The organism is Photobacterium chitinilyticum (assembly GCF_004104355.1).
Lineage (GTDB): Bacteria > Pseudomonadota > Gammaproteobacteria > Enterobacterales > Vibrionaceae > Photobacterium > Photobacterium chitinilyticum.
This window is the reverse complement of sequence record NZ_RJLM01000199.1, coordinates 1-438: the sequence shown is the minus strand read 5'-3', so window position 1 is coordinate 438 and position 438 is coordinate 1. Positions and strand designations below refer to the sequence as shown.

Here is a 438-nt window from a genome sequence, read left to right as displayed (position 1 = left end):
CCTTTTCACGTTCTGCCCCAAATTTTTTTGAAATTTCTTCTAATTTTTTTGGTTTTTTCGCCATTCTATTCTCCTACATTCTAATGATCCTCAGACCTATCTACTATTATATCAAAAGTTAGTCACTTAATAAAGCCTTGCGAACTAGGTTAAAGGCATGCATAACCGCAATGTGACGTACATCTGCTCGGCTTCTGCCTCCAATATTAACCTTGATAACCTCAGTTCCTTGATCTTGCGCCAAGCCTATGAAGACTGTCCCAACTGGGTGTCCTTCTAGGCTATCTGGTCCTGCCACTCCAGTCAAACTAATTCCAAAATCAGACTGGGTCTTGCTTCGTGCCTGCTCAGCCATCTTCTGAGCTGTAAATTCAGACACCACACCATGTTCTTCCAAATTCTTGGCAGGAATATCCAACATCCTTGATTTTTCCTCCA

1 protein-coding gene is annotated in these 438 nt (G+C 41.8%); it reads right to left on the bottom strand.

Annotation, left to right across the window (positions count from 1 at the left end):
* Positions 1 to 118 precede the first annotated feature (118 nt).
* Positions 119 to 438, bottom strand: a 320-nt coding sequence (locus EDI28_RS26475; protein ID WP_128786723.1) for a nicotinamide-nucleotide amidohydrolase family protein, incomplete at its 5' end; no start/stop codon positions are given.